Annotated in this window: 16 protein-coding genes; 13 read left to right on the top strand and 3 right to left on the bottom strand. The window is 45.8% G+C overall.

The features are described 5' to 3' along the window. The first annotated feature begins 29 nt into the window (after positions 1-29). The 11 genes from proB (at position 30) to DUN60_RS10755 (ending at position 9,577) form a co-directional block, all read left to right on the top strand. Positions 30-1,214, top strand: coding sequence for a glutamate 5-kinase (gene proB / locus DUN60_RS10805; protein ID WP_208638341.1), 1,185 nt, complete (start codon positions 30-32; stop codon positions 1,212-1,214). 92 nt (positions 1,215-1,306) lie between these two features. Further along, positions 1,307-2,557, top strand: coding sequence for a glutamate-5-semialdehyde dehydrogenase (locus DUN60_RS10800; protein WP_114633932.1), 1,251 nt, complete (start codon positions 1,307-1,309; stop codon positions 2,555-2,557). A 156-nt stretch (positions 2,558-2,713) separates the two neighbouring features. Further along, a complete protein-coding gene (gene nrdR / locus DUN60_RS10795; RefSeq protein ID WP_004734394.1) occupies positions 2,714-3,163 on the top strand; it encodes a transcriptional regulator NrdR in 450 nt (149 codons plus the stop codon). A 40-nt stretch (positions 3,164-3,203) separates the two neighbouring features. Then, a complete protein-coding gene (gene ribD / locus DUN60_RS10790; protein WP_114633931.1) occupies positions 3,204-4,286 on the top strand; it encodes a bifunctional diaminohydroxyphosphoribosylaminopyrimidine deaminase/5-amino-6-(5-phosphoribosylamino)uracil reductase RibD in 1,083 nt (360 codons plus the stop codon). A gap of 137 nt (positions 4,287-4,423) precedes the next feature. Next, positions 4,424-5,080, top strand: coding sequence for a riboflavin synthase (locus tag DUN60_RS10785; RefSeq protein ID WP_029225212.1), 657 nt, complete (start codon positions 4,424-4,426; stop codon positions 5,078-5,080). Between the two features lie 107 nt (positions 5,081-5,187). Then, the gene (ribBA, locus tag DUN60_RS10780) at positions 5,188-6,297 is read left to right on the top strand and encodes a bifunctional 3,4-dihydroxy-2-butanone-4-phosphate synthase/GTP cyclohydrolase II (protein WP_017076226.1); all 1,110 of its coding nucleotides are present in this window, start codon (positions 5,188-5,190) and stop codon (positions 6,295-6,297) included. A gap of 336 nt (positions 6,298-6,633) precedes the next feature. Continuing rightward, positions 6,634-7,104: a 6,7-dimethyl-8-ribityllumazine synthase gene (ribH, locus tag DUN60_RS10775; RefSeq protein WP_004734398.1), complete on the top strand. Its 471-nt coding sequence runs from the start codon at positions 6,634-6,636 to the stop codon at positions 7,102-7,104. Then, positions 7,104-7,571 carry a transcription antitermination factor NusB gene (gene nusB, locus DUN60_RS10770; RefSeq protein ID WP_102553670.1) on the top strand — a complete coding sequence of 156 codons (468 nt, stop codon included), beginning with the start codon at positions 7,104-7,106 and terminating at the stop codon, positions 7,569-7,571. The genes ribH and nusB overlap by 1 nt, the downstream gene beginning before the upstream one ends. A gap of 115 nt (positions 7,572-7,686) precedes the next feature. Beyond that, on the top strand, positions 7,687-8,661 hold the full coding sequence (thiL, locus tag DUN60_RS10765) for a thiamine-phosphate kinase (protein WP_114633930.1): 975 nt from the start codon (positions 7,687-7,689) through the stop codon (positions 8,659-8,661). After that, positions 8,661-9,167, top strand: coding sequence for a phosphatidylglycerophosphatase A (gene pgpA, locus DUN60_RS10760; RefSeq protein ID WP_114633929.1), 507 nt, complete (start codon positions 8,661-8,663; stop codon positions 9,165-9,167). Before thiL ends, pgpA begins: the two co-directional genes overlap by 1 nt. Positions 9,168-9,217: 50 nt before the next feature. Then, positions 9,218-9,577, top strand: coding sequence for a putative quinol monooxygenase (locus DUN60_RS10755; protein WP_004734402.1), 360 nt, complete (start codon positions 9,218-9,220; stop codon positions 9,575-9,577). Between the two features lie 125 nt (positions 9,578-9,702). On the opposite strand, the gene dxs is transcribed toward DUN60_RS10755, so the two are convergent. From dxs to xseB, 3 genes are read right to left on the bottom strand one after another with little or no spacing between them, the layout of a single operon-like run. Then, the gene (gene dxs, locus DUN60_RS10750) at positions 9,703-11,586 is read right to left on the bottom strand and encodes a 1-deoxy-D-xylulose-5-phosphate synthase (protein WP_114633928.1); all 1,884 of its coding nucleotides are present in this window, start codon (positions 11,584-11,586) and stop codon (positions 9,703-9,705) included. Between the two features lie 21 nt (positions 11,587-11,607). Next, entirely contained in the window at positions 11,608-12,492 is an 885-nt protein-coding gene (ispA, locus tag DUN60_RS10745) for a (2E,6E)-farnesyl diphosphate synthase (protein ID WP_004734404.1), read from the bottom strand. A gap of 20 nt (positions 12,493-12,512) precedes the next feature. Further along, entirely contained in the window at positions 12,513-12,755 is a 243-nt protein-coding gene (gene xseB, locus DUN60_RS10740) for an exodeoxyribonuclease VII small subunit (RefSeq protein ID WP_004734405.1), read from the bottom strand. 298 nt (positions 12,756-13,053) lie between these two features. On the opposite strand from xseB, the gene pomA reads away from it, so the two are divergent. Beyond that, on the top strand, positions 13,054-13,818 hold the full coding sequence (gene pomA / locus DUN60_RS10735; protein WP_004734406.1) for a flagellar motor protein PomA: 765 nt from the start codon (positions 13,054-13,056) through the stop codon (positions 13,816-13,818). 12 nt (positions 13,819-13,830) lie between these two features. Next, positions 13,831-14,778 (top strand): flagellar motor protein MotB, encoded by a 948-nt coding sequence (locus DUN60_RS10730; RefSeq protein WP_004734407.1) that lies wholly within the window; start codon positions 13,831-13,833, stop codon positions 14,776-14,778. The last annotated feature ends 339 nt before the right edge of the window (positions 14,779-15,117 follow it).

Genomic DNA, 15,117 nt, shown 5'->3' with positions numbered 1-15,117 from the left:
CCTTTTCTGCTTGTGAATTCCCCTGTTGATTGCTAAAACATCACCTCTTATTTGTTTTATTCATAAAAGACTTCATGACAACAAATCATCAAAGCGGGACAACAACACAGAGTAAAACTGTCGTTGTTAAACTGGGTACCAGTGTCTTAACTGGTGGAACATTGGCATTAGACCGCGCTCACATGGTTGAGCTGGTTCGTCAATGTGCTGAATTAAAAAAACAAGGCCACTCTGTGGTTATGGTTTCGTCTGGTGCAATTGCAGCCGGACGTGAGCACCTTGGTTACCCCGCACTTCCCAACTCGATGGCAAGCAAACAATTGCTTGCAGCAGTTGGGCAAAGTCAGTTGATTCAAGTTTGGGAGTCTTTGTTTGCTATCTATGGCCTTAAGATTGGCCAGATGCTACTGACTCGTGCTGATCTCGATGATCGCGAGCGTTTTCTGAATGCACGTGACACGATCAACGCGCTCGTTGAGCACGATATTATTCCGGTAGTAAACGAAAACGACGCAGTAGCCACCAATGAAATTAAAGTGGGCGACAACGATAACTTATCGGCACTGGTTGGTATTTTATGTGGCGCTGATAAGCTTTTGTTACTCACTGACCAAAAAGGCCTGTTTACGGCAGACCCACGTAAAGATCCGAATGCTGAACTTATCAAAGAAGTAAAAACCATTGATGACACACTGCGTAAGATCGCAGGTGGCAGTGGTACTACGTTAGGTACCGGCGGCATGGCGACAAAACTGCAGGCGGCTGATATTGCTCGTCGTGCGGGTATCGAAGTGATTATTGCAGCAGGCAGTGCTGAAAATGTGGTGTTTGATTCATTGAGTGACAACCCACAAGGCACACGTTTCTTGCCTTTAGCTGAAGCGCTTGAAAACCGTAAACGTTGGATTCTAGCGGGCCCAGCTTCTGCTGGTGACATCGTAGTCGACGATGGAGCGGTGAACGCAGTTAACACCAAGGGCAGTAGCTTGTTGGCGAAAGGGGTTATTCGAGTTAAAGGCGAATTCTCTCGTGGTGAAGTCACTCAAGTCACAGACAGCAAAGGCAAAGTCATTGCGCGTGGTATCGCTAGCTATTCAAGCCAAGACCTAGCAAAAATTGCAGGCAAGCACAGTAAAGATATTGGCGGCATTCTTGGATACGATTATGGGTCAGAAGTCATTCATCGTGACGACCTAGTTGTGATTCAAGAGTAGTTCGTGATGATAAGGCGATGCGCTGCGAATATACATAATCGTAAATCGCCTTTTTACATCCAAAGACAGACAGAATTTAGGGAGAGTTAAACGTGGATTTAACTAACATGGGTATTGCAGCAAAAGACGCTGCTTTCCACCTAGCGACCGCATCAACGGCGCAAAAGAACAAAGCATTGGCGATCATCGCTGATGAGCTAGAAGCAAACGCGGCAACGATTCTAGAAGCGAACGCGAAAGATATCGAACTTGGCCGTGAAGCGGGCCTGACTGATGCACTTTTAGATCGTCTATTGCTGAACGAAGAGCGCTTAACAGGTATCGCTAACGATGTGCGTAACGTGATTAGCCTGAACGACCCAGTAGGCAGCGAAATGGACAGTAAGGTACTGGAAAACGGTATGTCACTGTCTCGCCGCCGTGTGCCGCTTGGTGTGGTTGGTGTTATCTATGAAGCGCGTCCAAACGTAACCATTGATATTGCAGCTCTGTGTTTGAAGACAGGTAACGCAAGCATTCTACGTGGTGGTAAAGAGACGTTCTTCTCGAACATGGAACTGGTTAAAGTCATCCAGTCTGCATTAGAGAAAGCTGAGCTTCCTGCCGCTTCAGTTCAGTACATTGAAAAACCTGATCGTGAATTAGTATCTCAACTGCTTAAGTTGGATGACTACGTGGATATGATCATTCCTCGTGGTGGCGCTGGCTTGCACAAGATGTGTAAAGAGAACAGCACCATTCCAGTGATCATTGGCGGTTTTGGTATCAGTCATATCTTTGTTGATGAAAGCGCTGACCTTGAAAAGTCTGTTGATGTGGTTGAAAACTCTAAAGTTCAACGCCCGTCTGCGTGTAATTCACTCGATACATTATTAGTGCACGAAGCGGTTGCTGAGGCTTTCTTATCGCAGCTAACACAGCGTTTAGCGGGCAAGGTTACCTTGGTTGCTGATGCTAGCGCAAAATCGCTGCTAGCGGGTTTTGAAGACCAACGTGATGCGATTGAAGGCGACTTTGACACTGAATGGCTAAGCTACACGCTAGGCGTAAAAGTGGTAGCGGATGTGGCAGAAGCGATTGACCACATGCGTGTACACAACGCGAGTCACTCAGATGCGATCATGACCAACAGCCTAGAGAGCTCAGAGCGCTTTATTAACTCTGTCGGTTCTGCGGCGGTTTATGTAAATGCATCAACACGTTTTACTGATGGCGCACAGTTTGGTTTAGGCGCTGAAGTCGCAGTCTCAACCCAGAAGCTGCACGCTCGCGGCCCAATGGGCTTAGAAGAACTGACAAGCTACAAATGGGTAGGTAAAGCGAACTATTTGATTCGCGGATAACGCTGGTCGTTAATTTTACTCCTCAGCTCATTTTTGAAATGGCGATCGAGTAGCAATAATCAATGAATCACCACACAAAAGGGCCTTAATTGGCCCTTTTTCTTTCCTAACGTTTGGCAATTCCGTTACACTGATATTCAATTATTTGGAGGTGATATGCATTGTCCTTTTTGTTCAGAGAACGACACTAAAGTAATCGATTCAAGACTGGTAGCCGATGGCCATCAGGTTCGTCGTCGCCGTCAATGCCTTGCATGTAGCGAACGTTTTACGACTTTCGAATCGGCAGAACTTGTGATGCCGAAAGTCATAAAGTCGAATGGAAACCGCGAACCATTTAATGAAGATAAAATGGTAGGTGGTGTTCAGCGCGCCCTAGAAAAACGCCCAGTGAGTGCTGATGCGATCGAACTTGCGATCAGTACGATTAAGTCACAACTCCGTGCAACTGGTGAGCGTGAAGTACCAAGCGAGATGATTGGTAATCTTGTGATGGGCCAGTTGAAAGAATTGGATAAAGTGGCGTACATTCGTTTTGCCTCTGTTTACCGCAGCTTTGAAGACATCCGAGAGTTTGGCGAAGAAATCGCTAAATTAGAGGATTAATGCCTCAATCATGTCAAACTTTACTCCCCTAGATTTTCAAATGATGTCGCGTGCTATTCAGTTAGCCAAACGCGGCATTTACACCACTGCCCCCAACCCGAATGTGGGTTGTGTCATCGTGCAAACCGACGGTCAGATCGTTGGTGAAGGTTTTCACGCCAAAGCCGGTGAACCTCATGCTGAAGTTCACGCTATGCGCATGGCAGGTGACCAGGCAAAAGGTGCGACTGCTTATGTCACGTTAGAGCCTTGTTCGCACTATGGTCGAACACCGCCTTGTGCTGAAGGCTTGATTAAGGCTCAAGTTTCAAAAGTAATTTGTGCCATGCAAGACCCAAACCCGAAGGTCGCAGGCCGTGGTATCAAAATGCTACGCGACGCCGGCATTGAGGTTGAAATCGGTTTATTAGAGCAAGATGCTCTCGACTTGAACCCTGCATTTATCAAGCGTATGCAAACTGGCATGCCATTCGTTCAGTTAAAGATGGCGGCGAGCCTTGATGGCCAAACGGCATTGGAAAATGGTCAAAGCCAGTGGATCACGTCGCCAGAAGCGCGCCGTGACGTTCAGAACTACCGAGCTAAATCAGGTGCTGTGTTATCAACCAGCCAAACGGTGATTGAAGACAACGCGTCGTTGAATGTTCGTTGGGCAGAGTTGCCAAGCAGTATCAAAGATCATTACGCTGAAGACGAGCTGCGTCAGCCGATTCGCGTGATTCTTGATCGCCAAAATCAACTGTATCCTGAGCTCAAGTTATTCCAGTCACCAACTTCGGTATTGAGAGTCGCTGAAACCTCTGCTGATATTACAGTCGGAACAACGGATGCAGGTCAGCTGGACTTACACGATTTAATGCGTCAATTGCCAGCGAATCATATTGACCATATTTGGGTCGAAGCGGGCGCTACCTTAGCAAAAAGCTTAATTGAAGCGCAGTTGGTGGATGAGCTAATCCTCTATTTAGCCCCTAAACTAATGGGCAGTGACGGACGAGGCTTGATGGGAGCATTAGGGCTCACTTCAATGTCTGACGTTATTGACCTAGAAATTAAAGATGTTAGACAGGTTGGCGTAGATATTCGCATTGTGGCGAAGCCAATATTGGCGAAACTACAATAGAAGCCGTAATACCAATCGTAAAAAATAACTGACACGACCATAAACCCTCGCATCAGAAATACATGTTCAACGGTAAGTGTTGAGCTCTAAAAGTAGCGAGCAATATGAGTATCGTTGACAACAAGAAGAGTTTTAAAATGTTCACAGGAATTGTAGAAACCGTAGGTACATTGAGTGCTATTACTCCCCGCGGAGAAGACATTACCGTAACGGTTAACGTTGGTAAGCTTGATATGGCCGACGTTAAACTTGGTGACAGTATTGCCACCAACGGAGTTTGTTTGACGGTTGTTGAATTCAATGACCACAGCTACAGTGCAGATCTATCGCTTGAGACCCTGAAAAAAACGGGTTTTGTGGATTACCAAGCAGGCGATAAGGTTAACCTAGAAAAAGCGATGCTGCCGACGACACGTTTCGGTGGTCATATCGTGTCTGGTCACGTTGATGGTGTGGGCGAGATTGTTGAGCGTAACCAAGTTGGACGTGCGATTGAGTTCTGGGTAGAAATGCCCGCTGAAATCTCAAAGTACGTGGCTCAGAAAGGTTCAATCACAGTTGATGGTATAAGCCTTACGGTGAACGATTTACGTAAAAATGCATTTAAGTTAACCATCGTTCCTCACACCTCGTCAGAAACAACCATCGACCAATTCAATGTCGGTCGTAAAGTGAATCTAGAAGTCGATGTATTGGCGCGTTATATGGAGCGTCTATTACAAGGTCAGCAGCAAGAGTCTGAGCCTGAATCTCGATTGACGATGGAATTCTTACAGCAGAATGGTTTTGCCTAATAACTTTTACTCAGTCTCCAAATAGCACTTTGTAAAAGCTAAGCAATATCATCAGGTTTAAATATGTCGGTTCTAGGAAGCAGAACCATTTCAAAGGATATAAAACAATGCCAATTAGTACTCCTCAAGAAATTATTGAAGACATTCGCCTAGGAAAAATGGTTATCCTGATGGATGATGAAGATCGCGAAAATGAAGGCGATCTTATCATGGCAGCAGAACATGTAACGCCAGAAGCCATTAACTTCATGGCGATGTATGGCCGCGGCTTAATCTGTCTAACTCTTACCAAAGAGCGTTCAAACCGTATGGGTCTAGCGCCTATGGTTCAAGACAACAACGCGCAGTACACCACAAACTTTACGGTTTCAATTGAAGCAGCTGAAGGCGTAACTACAGGTATCTCTGCATCAGACCGTGCAGTTACCGTTCAAGCAGCAGTGGCAAAAGATGCAAAAGCGGCTGACTTAGTTCAACCTGGTCATATCTTCCCGCTGACAGCTCAAGAAGGCGGCGTTCTAACGCGTGCTGGCCACACAGAAGCGGGTTGTGATTTAGCTCGTCTTGCCGGTTGTGAGCCTGCTTCAGTTATCGTTGAGATCCTAAACGACGATGGCACCATGGCTCGTCGCCCTGATCTTGAAGTGTTCGCTGAAAAACACGATATCAAACTAGGCACGATTGCTGACTTGATTGAATACCGCAATAACACTGAAACGACAATTGAGCGTGTAGCACAGTGCCACCTGCCAACAGAGTTTGGTGATTTCGAGCTAGTGACTTACCGCGACACAATTGATAACCAGATCCACTACGCGATGCAAAAAGGCGACCTGTCTGAGGGTGCTCCTTTAGTGCGTGTTCACCTGCACGATACGTTCACCGATCTGCTTCATTCAGATCGTGGTACCGAGCGTAGCTGGTCGCTAGATAAAGCGATGAAGCGTATTGGTGACGAAGGCGGCGTGTTGGTTATTCTGGGTAACGAAGAGTCGTCTGATTCTTTGATCCACAAAGTGAAGACATTCGAAGCTCAAGATAAGAATGAGCAACCAACCATGGCTAAGAAGCAGGGTACCTCTCGTCGTGTTGGCGTAGGTTCTCAGATTCTACAAGACCTAGGCGTTCACGATATGCGTTTGTTGTCTTCAAGCTCTAAGCGTTACCACGCATTGGGTGGCTTTGGTCTTAACGTTGTTGAGTACGTTTGTGAATAAGACTTGGGTGCATAAGCTTTGTATGAGCAAGCACGCCTGTTCTCGTTTCAATATAGATCGCTGCGACATAGGTCGTAGCAACATAATTCACGGATGATTTTAGTTGCTCTTTTGGTTGTAAATAATGCCAAAAGAGCAAAGTAGGGAAGCTTGATTTGCTCTGTGACAAATGAACGAGCTTTTCTGCTTGCTGCTCCTATATGTTTGGGAGCAACGCTGCACTATCATCTTTACATCCCCGGCGTCTGCTCTGCTAAATTAGCATTAGATATTGCTCACAGTTTTGTGCTAGAATCCGGCGATTCTCACTTGATGAAAATAGTTAAAGGAAGGCTTATGAAAGTGATCGAGGGTGGCTTCCCAGCGCCAAATGCAAAAATTGCTATCGTTATTGCTCGTTTCAACAGTTTTATTAACGAAAGTTTACTTTCTGGTGCAATCGATACTTTAAAGCGTCACGGACAAGTAAGCGAAGACAACATCACTGTTGTTCGATGCCCTGGTGCAGTAGAACTTCCACTTGTAGCGCAGCGCGTTGCAAAAACGGGTAAGTTCGATGCGATTGTATCTCTTGGTACAGTAATTCGTGGCGGTACACCTCACTTTGACTATGTTTGTAGTGAATGTAATAAAGGTTTGGCACAAGTGTCTCTGGAATTTTCTCTTCCAGTAGCGTTTGGTGTTCTTACTGTTGATACGATCGATCAAGCTATTGAACGCGCAGGAACCAAGGCTGGTAATAAGGGTGCAGAAGCAGCACTTAGCGCACTTGAGATGATCAACGTTCTTTCTGAAATCGATTCCTAATGGGGGCCAGTGTGAAACCAGCCGCACGTCGTAACGCACGTCAATTTGCTCTACAAGCAATTTACTCTTGGCAAATTACTAAAGAAAATATTGCTACCGTTGAAGAACAGTTTTTATCTGGTGGTAAGTATGATGAAGAAGAGCATCATGCCGCAGAACCTGCGCTAGCTATGCCAGAAACAGACGTTGCATACTTCCGCGACCTGCTAACTGGTGTTGCTCTTAACCACATGGAACTTGATAGCAAGCTTCGTCCATTCGTATCTCGCCCAATGCAAGATCTCGATTTGATGGAACTAGCGCTTCTACGTTTAGCTATGTACGAGATGACTCGTCGCGAAGATGTACCATACAAAGTGGTTATCAACGAAGCTATCGAGCTTGCAAAAGTATTTGCAGCAGAAGACAGCCATAAGTTTGTTAACGGTGTGCTTGATAAAGCTGCACCACACGTTCGTAAGAAATAAGACGTTCGTATATTGAATCTAAAGGTCAGCTTTTATGCTGGCCTTTTTTGTAACTAAATTTCTGTAATATCAATAATTACGGTGATTTGTATGAAGACTAAAGATAGGGCATGTGATGTCTGGCGAATTTAACCTGATTGAAAAATATTTTGTAAATCGACAACCACAACGTAAAGACGTACACCTGGCTGCGGGCGATGACTGTGCTTTGGTCAAAGCGCCAAGCAATGTTGAGATCGCGATCAGTACCGACACCTTAGTTGCAGGCACACATTTCTTAGCAGAGGCTAACCCTGCTTGGGTGGCACACAAGGCTTTGGCTTCGAATATTAGCGACCTTGCTGCGATGGGTGCGACACCTGCTTGGGTTTCATTTGCGTTAACTATGCCAGAAGTTGATGAAGAATGGCTTGCTCCCTTCTGTGACTCCTTCTTCAAGCTCGCTGACTACTTTGGTATTCAGTTAATTGGCGGTGATACAACCAAAGGGCCCCTAAGTCTGACATTGACTGTACAAGGTTTTGTGCCAGAAGGTCGAGCACTGCGTAGAGATGGCGCTAAAGTGGGCGACTGGATTTACGTAACGGGTAACCTAGGTGATAGCAAAGCCGGCTTAGAAGTATTGCTTGATCCTGAACAGAACAAAGTCAAATCTTATGCTCTCGAGCTTGAAGAAAGACACTATATGAGCGTTCCTCGAGTATTGGCTGGTCAAGCGCTCGTGAACCTTGCTTCGTCTGCTATTGATATCTCTGACGGTGTTATTGCTGATTTAAAACATATCCTTAAGCGTTCTCAGGTTGGTGCGAGCATTGATGTGAGTACGCTGCCAATTTCTCCAGAACTACGTCAGTTCGCATCTGATATTGCTTCGGCTCAACAGTATGCGTTGACCAGTGGTGAAGAGTACGAACTGTGCTTTACTGTGCCGGAAGAGAATAAAGGCTCATTGGAAAGTGCTTTGTCACACACTGGAACAAAAGTCACCTGCATTGGCCAGATAAGACCTGTAGAATATTTTGAATTACACAATAATGGTGAACCACTGAGTTGGAACTTAACTGGTTACGATCACTTTAAGGTTAATTGATGACAAACCCACTTTCTGCAATCTCTCTTAAAAATCCTTGGCACTTATTGGCAACGGGTTTTGGTAGTGGCTTATCGCCGATTATTCCCGGCACCATGGGCACGCTTGCGTCGATCCCATTTTATCTATTGCTGGTTCAGTTACCTTTCCCTATTTATGTCATTCTTGTGGTTGTGAGCTGCATTATTGGTATCAAAATATGCCAAGTGACGTCTGATGACATGGGCGTGCACGATCACGGCTCTATTGTATGGGATGAGTTTGCGGGCTTTTGGATCACCATGGGCCTAGTGCCGTTGGTGGGTATTCCTGTTAATGATTGGAAATGGCTATTTGCTGGCTTCGTGCTGTTTCGTTTTTTCGATATGGTAAAGCCTTGGCCAATTGGTTGGTTAGACAAGCGAGTTCACGGCGGCTTAGGTATCATGATTGATGATATCGTGGCGGGTATTATGGCGGCGATTTCGCTGTATGCAGTGGCTCATTTTTCAGGTTGGCTCGTTTAAGAATCAATATCCAAAGAACGAACAATAATAGATAAAAACAAGGAATTACAATGTCTAAGAAGGTTTACTGTGTTGCTCAATTTCAGCCAAAAGAAGGCAAATTGAACGAGTTGTTTGAAGTTCTGAAATCACTAGAGCCAAACACAATGCGTGAAGACGGTTGTATCCAATATACAGTGACTCGTCACATTCAGAGCCCATTTGCAGAGGGTGAGAGTTTCCCTATTGCATTCAATGAGATCTGGGCGGACAACGAAGCATTCGAAGCACACTGCCAACGTCGTGAGATTCAACAGTTCTTCCAAGAGCAGTGTGTTGAAGAGACAGGCTTGGTTGAGAACTTCAACGTTGCTATCTACTCTGACGAACCAGAGAACTATGACGCACCAGTACTTAAGCCTTGTTGCTAAGCAGGCTTAATTGCTAATAACTAACAGCTAAACAACGAATAGTTTATCAGTTAGCAGATACTAAAAAGGTTGACCCTAGGGCCAACCTTTTTGGTTTTGTCGCTTATGCTGTTTGCTTGTGAAAGCTATTTGGCAAGGTAGTCGGAGATAGACTTCTCAATACCTTTCGCATCTAAGCCAAGCTCTTCATGCAGCTCACCTTGAGTACCTTGAGCAATAAATTTGTCTGGTAAGCCAAGGTTTAATACGGGCATCAGTAGTTTCTCTTTCATCAAGAATTCAACCACCCCAGAGCCTGCACCACCTGCAATTGCGTTCTCTTCGATAGTCACTAGTACATCGTGGTCAGCAGCAAGTTGTTTGATCAGAGCTTCATCTAGCGGTTTCACAAAACGCATGTCTGCAACTGTCGCATCGATAGCGTCTGCGGTTTGAAGTGCACTCTCAAGGAAAGTACCGAAGCTTAGGATCGCGACCTTCGAGCCATCTTTTGCTTTTTCGCTTTCGCGAACGATACGACCTTTACCAATCTCAAGAGCGGTAAACTCACTTTGAATCTCAGTACCCATGCCATTACCACGAGGGTAACGAACGGCACTTGGCCCTGTGTGCTGGTGGCCGGTGTAAAGCATTTGGCGACATTCGTTCTCGTCGCTTGGTGCCATGATCACCATGTTTGGAATGCAGCGCATGAAACTTAAGTCGAACGCACCTTGGTGTGTTTGGCCATCGGCACCGACAAGACCTGCACGGTCAATAGCGAACATAACCGGTAGATCCATGATTGCCACATCGTGGATCAGTTGATCGTAGCCACGTTGTAGAAAAGTCGAGTAGATAGCCACAATTGGCTTATCACCGGCAATCGCCATACCCGTTGCTAGCGTCACAGCGTGTTGCTCAGCAATTGCTACGTCGAAGTATTGGTCTGGATACTCTTTCGAGAAACGCACCATACCAGAACCTTCACGCATTGCTGGCGTTATCGCCATTAGCTTAGGATCTTGAGCGGCCATATCACACAGGAAGTCGCCAAAAATCTTAGAGAAAGTTGGTTTAGAGCTGGTGCTCTTAGGCAGACTTGAATGTGCAGGATCGAACTTAGGTACGCCATGGTAGCCAATTGGATCTTTCTCAGCTGGCTCGTAGCCTTTGCCTTTCTTCGTCATGATATGCAGGAACTGAGGGCCTTTAAGATCTCTCATGTTCTTCAGCGTTTTAATCAGCTCATTGACATCGTGACCATCAATTGGACCAATGTAGTTAAAGCCTAACTCTTCAAACATGGTGCCGGGGACAACCATGCCTTTTAAATGTTCTTCTGTACGACGAACGAGCTCTTTAATCGGCGGAACACCTGATAGCACTTTCTTGCCACCCTCACGAATTGACGTGTAAAGACTGCCAGAAAGAACTTGAGCGAGGTGGTTGTTTAGAGCACCGACGTTTTCAGAGATCGACATCTCGTTATCGTTAAGGATAACCAGCATGTCATTGTGAATATCGCCCGCGTGGTTCATGGCTTCGAAGGCCATACCTGCGGTAATCGCGCCATCACCAATGACACTGACGACTTTACGGTTCTTACCTTCTTTCTTCGCACTGATCGCCATACCAAGTCCGGCGCTGATCGATGTTGAAGAGTGACCAACAGATAGGGTGTCGTATTCGCTCTCTTGACGCCATGGGAATGGGTGCAGTCCATCTTTTTGACGGATAGTCGACAAGCGGTCGCGACGACCTGTAAGAATCTTGTGTGGGTAGGCTTGGTGGCCAACATCCCAAACCAACTGGTCAAAAGGCGTGTTGTACACATAGTGCAGAGCAACTGTCAGCTCTACTGTACCTAAGCCTGACGCTAAGTGACCACTTGACTGGCTCACTGAGTTAAGAAGATAGGTACGTAATTCATCACAAAGCTGTGTAAGCGTCTCTTTTGGAAGTAGACGCAAATCCTCTGGCTTATCAGCCAAAGCAAGAGTTGGGTACTTTGATATATCAAGAGTCATAGGTAATGCGCGCTTATTGTCTTAGTTCTTGCGCTCGATGACGTATCGGGCGAACTCTTCGAGTGACTGGGTATTGTATGGGATTGCAGCCAAAGCTTGAAGCGCTTCCTGTAGCAGAGTTTGCGCTTTTTCTTGAGCGCCCTCTAAACCTAACAAAGAAGGGTAGGTGCTTTTGTTCAAATCTTGGTCAGAGCCCTGTGGTTTACCCAAAGTTTCGGTATCGCTAATGATATCTAAAATATCATCCTGAACTTGGAAGGCTAACCCGATTGCATCGGCGTACTTATCTAATTGAGGCATCACTTCAAACGCTTTTTCGCCAGCAGCCAGAGCACCTAAACGAATCGCACTCTTCATTAGAGCGCCAGTCTTGTTACGGTGAACTTCTTCTAACTCTTCTAGCGTGACAGAGCGGTTTTCAGCTTCAATATCAAGAGCTTGTCCAATGCACATACCTTGTGCGCCAGACGCTTCAGCTAGGCGTTGAATCATTCGAACGCGATTGCTTTCCCCGTCAGCACTTAATGTGCCTTCCGCAAGTATAGTAAACGCGAGAGTTTGTAGGGCATCGCCAGTTAAAATTGCCGTTGCTTCATCGTATTTGATGTGACAAGTCTGATGGCCACGGCGAAGTTCATCGTCATCCATTGCCGGAAGGTCGTCGTGAATCAGAGAATAGGCATGAATACATTCGATTGCAGAAGCTGGAGTATCGAGTTCTTCAGCGGTACAGCCGAGCATTTCCCCTGTAATGTAGACAAGAAATGGACGTGCGCGTTTGCCGCCTAAAAGTAACCCATAACGCATCGCGTTGATAAGGTTCTGATTTTGGTGTGGCAGGCGATCAAGCCAAAGGTTCAGCTGCTCGTTATTACGTGCTTGATAAGACAATAAAGTCTCGATCATAGGGGATCTCATACAATTCGTTATTCTGGTTGTGGGTTAAAGTCACTAAGTTCTGCATTTTCATCATTTTGCAGTAAGATGCTAACACGCTGTTCAGCATCATTTAGTTTACTTTGACCAGCACGAGCGAGGGAGATGCCTCGTTCGAACTTTTTCAGCGCATCATCTAAAGCTAGATCACCATTTTCTAGTTGATCAACCAAGCCATCAAGCTCTTCGATAGCCGCTTCAAAGCTCATATTTTCAGGTTTCTTAGTAGCCATAATAAATCTGCGTTTGGAAATATGAACGAACGTTACCCTAGGCCGCTGAGATGGTCAAATGTAACCAAGAAATTTTGCTAGAAAGTTCGTTTTTAAGGGGCTTGAACTCACTTTGGTTGAATAACCTTAGCTTTATCGAGTTTATGCGCTAAGGATAAGAGCAAAGTAAGCCAATAATTGTGATTCAAAAACGAAAAGTGTGATATTTAGGCCAAGAATTTACTAAAAGATCTTATAGTCTGGCCGATAAAAAGATTATCGTCGACGTAGAGCTACAAAAAAGCATGAGGAGTGCTCAGTGGATTTAGCAACCCTAATAGGTTTGATTGGTGGATTTGCCTTTGTAATCATGGCAATGATCCTAGGTGGAAGCCTCGGGATGTTCTATGACACGACATCCATTTTGATCGTGGTGGGTGGTTCAACGTTTGTTGTTCTAATGAAGTTCACCATGGGACAATTCTTTGGAGCAACCAAAATCGCTGGCAAAGCATTTATGTTTAAGGCCGATGAGCCTGAAGATCTTATCGCTAAAGTGGTAGAGATGGCGGATGCAGCACGTAAAGGTGGCTTCTTGGCACTTGAAGAGATGGAAATCAGCAACAGTTTCATGCAAAAGGGTATCGACTTATTGGTGGATGGCCATGATGGTGATGTAGTGCGTGCAGCACTGCAAAAAGACATCGCATTAACAACAGAACGTCACGAGCAGGGCGCGAAAGTGTTCTCTGCATTTGGTGATGTTGCACCTGCGATGGGTATGATTGGTACCTTGGTTGGCTTGGTTGCCATGCTTTCTAACATGGATGACCCAAAAGCGATCGGCCCTGCGATGGCGGTTGCACTCTTGACTACGCTTTACGGTGCAATCCTCTCGAACATGGTGTTCTTCCCAATTGCCGACAAGCTTGCGCTGCGTCGTGACCAAGAGACACTAAACCGTCGTCTGGTGATGGATGGTGTATTAGCGATTCAAGATGGTCAGAACCCACGAGTTATCGATGGTTACCTCAAGAGCTACCTCAATGAAGGTAAGCGCACGATTGATGGTGAACCCGCGTAAGAGGAGTTGAAGATGGATGAAGAAAATCCATGTAAATGTCCTCCTCCGGGGTTACCTCAATGGATGGGGACATTTGCTGACTTGATGTCACTGCTGATGTGTTTCTTCGTACTGCTGCTCTCATTCTCTGAGATGGACGTACTGAAGTTCAAACAGATCGCTGGATCGATGAAATTTGCGTTTGGTGTACAAAACCGCTTGGAAGTGAAAGATATTCCTAAAGGGACTAGCATCATTGCGCAAGAGTTTCGCCCTGGTCGCCCAGAGCCGACTCCTATCGATGTGATCATGCAGCAGACCATTGATATTACGCAGCAAACGCTTGAGTTTCATGAAGGTGAATCTGAGCGTGCTGGCGGAACAATGCGTGACCAAGGCAAGATGACGGGAGGCAAGTCGCCAGAGGTCTCTACTCATGACAATCAAAACTCTGAGTCAGACCAACAGCAACAGCAAGCCGAAGCTCAATCGCAAGAGATGGAAACCTTGATGGAAAGTATCAAGAAAGCGTTGGAGCGAGAGATCGACCAAGGCGCGATTGAGGTTGAAAACCTTGGCCAGCAGATCGTCATTCGAATTCGTGAGAAAGGCGCGTTCCCATCGGGTTCTGCTTTCCTACAACCTAAGTTTCGACCACTGGTTAGACAGGTGGCTGAATTGGTAAAAGATGTACCGGGCATTGTTCGTATTTCTGGTCACACCGATAACCAGAGACTGGATTCAGAGCTTTATCGTTCTAATTGGGACCTGTCATCGCAGCGTGCGGTGTCTGTGGCTCAAGAGATGGAAAAGGTACGTGGCTTCTCTCATCAACGCTTGAGAGTGCGCGGTATGGCCGATACAGAGCCTGTTGAACCCAATGATACTGAATGGCAGCGTAGCCTCAACCGCCGTGTTGAAATCAGCATAATGCAGGGTGAGCCGCTTTATAGTGATGAAGTGCCTGTTATTGGTCAGTAGTAGGCAGAGAGACAGCGATTAGTCTTCAGGTACATATACGTTAGATTATACATACGTTAATCAGCAGATAGCATCGAAAGCCCAACCTTATGATGAGGTTGGGCTTTTTGTTTTGTGGTCTTCAATGATGCTCTCAGCGGTATTTATGTCGTTTTGAAACCTGCTACTTTTAGTAACAGGCAGTTTAATTATCGGGTTCAAGCAAGCACTCTTTTCCTTGCTTCACTTTCTCATGTATAATTCGCGCCCTTAGATTTAATATTGATCTATTATTGCTTCAATAACTATGTGAAATGACCTTTTACGTGGTGATGAACCTACTAAAATTTGTGAACCTTA

Source organism: Vibrio splendidus (assembly GCF_003345295.1).
GTDB classification, from domain to species: domain Bacteria; phylum Pseudomonadota; class Gammaproteobacteria; order Enterobacterales; family Vibrionaceae; genus Vibrio; species Vibrio splendidus_K.
This window is presented reverse-complemented; position numbering and strand designations above follow the sequence as displayed.